The sequence below is a fragment of the Nonomuraea cypriaca genome (assembly GCF_015645445.1).
In the GTDB taxonomy this organism is placed as follows: Bacteria; Actinomycetota; Actinomycetes; order Streptosporangiales; family Streptosporangiaceae; genus Nonomuraea; species Nonomuraea cypriaca.
The window spans coordinates 1-946 of record NZ_JADOGI010000548.1; the positions used below are offsets into that span (position 1 = coordinate 1).

The window sequence follows — 946 nt, forward strand, 5'->3', positions numbered from 1 at the left end:
CTCTCGCCCCCTCCGCCCTCCGACTACTCTCTGCGCCATGGTCACTCGCGCAGACATCGGCGTCATCGGCGGTTCGGGCTTCTACTCGCTGCTCGACGACGCTGAGGAGATCGAGCTCGCCACACCCTATGGGCCCCCGAGCGACGTCGTCACAGTCGGACGCATCGGCTCGCGTTCGGTGGCGTTCATCCCCCGGCACGGGCGAGATCACCGCTTCCCACCACACCGCATCCCCTACCGCGCCAACCTCTGGGCGCTGCGCTCGCTCGGCGTCCGCCAAGTGCTCGCGCCCAGCGCCGTGGGTTCGCTCCAGGCACGGTACGGCCCCGGCGCCCTCGTCATCCCCGACCAATTGGTGGACCGCACCTCTGGACGCGTCCAGACTTATTACGACATCGACGGCGCGGTCCACGTAGCGTTCGCTGATCCGTACTGCCCGTCGGGGCGGGCGGCAGCCGTACGCATGGCGCGTGACGGCGGCTGGGAGACCGTCGACGGCGGCACCCTGGTGGTCATCGAGGGCCCGCGCTTCTCCACCAGGGCGGAGTCCCGGTGGTTCGCCGGCAACGGCTGGTCGATCGTCGGCATGACCGGGTTCCCCGAGGCGATCCTGGCCCGTGAGCTGGCCATGTGCTACACGACGCTGGCCCTGGTGACCGACCACGACGCGGGGGTGGAGGCCGGCGAGGGCGTCACCCATGACGAGGTCCTGGCGTTCTTCGCCCAAAACGTCACCCGCATGCGGACCTTGGTGAGCGAGACCGTGCAGGCCCTGCCCGACAAGCGCGTCTGCCCCTGCGGCACGGCCCTCGACGGCATCAAGCTCCCCTTCGAGCTCCCGTGATCCAGTCCTGGATGGGCCGCTACGGCCGTCGCCGCCGCCTCATCGCGGCGGCGCTGGCCGCCCTTGCCGTCGTCTCCGCCTATCTGGCCACCCGCCCCACCC

1 protein-coding gene is annotated in these 946 nt (G+C 70.6%); it reads left to right on the forward strand.

Translation table 11 applies throughout. The features are described 5' to 3' along the window. Positions 1–37 precede the first annotated feature (37 nt). Positions 38–844: an S-methyl-5'-thioadenosine phosphorylase gene (locus ITP53_RS55535; protein ID WP_195903518.1), complete on the forward strand. Its 807-nt coding sequence runs from the start codon at positions 38–40 to the stop codon at positions 842–844. Positions 845–946: the final 102 nt, after the last annotated feature.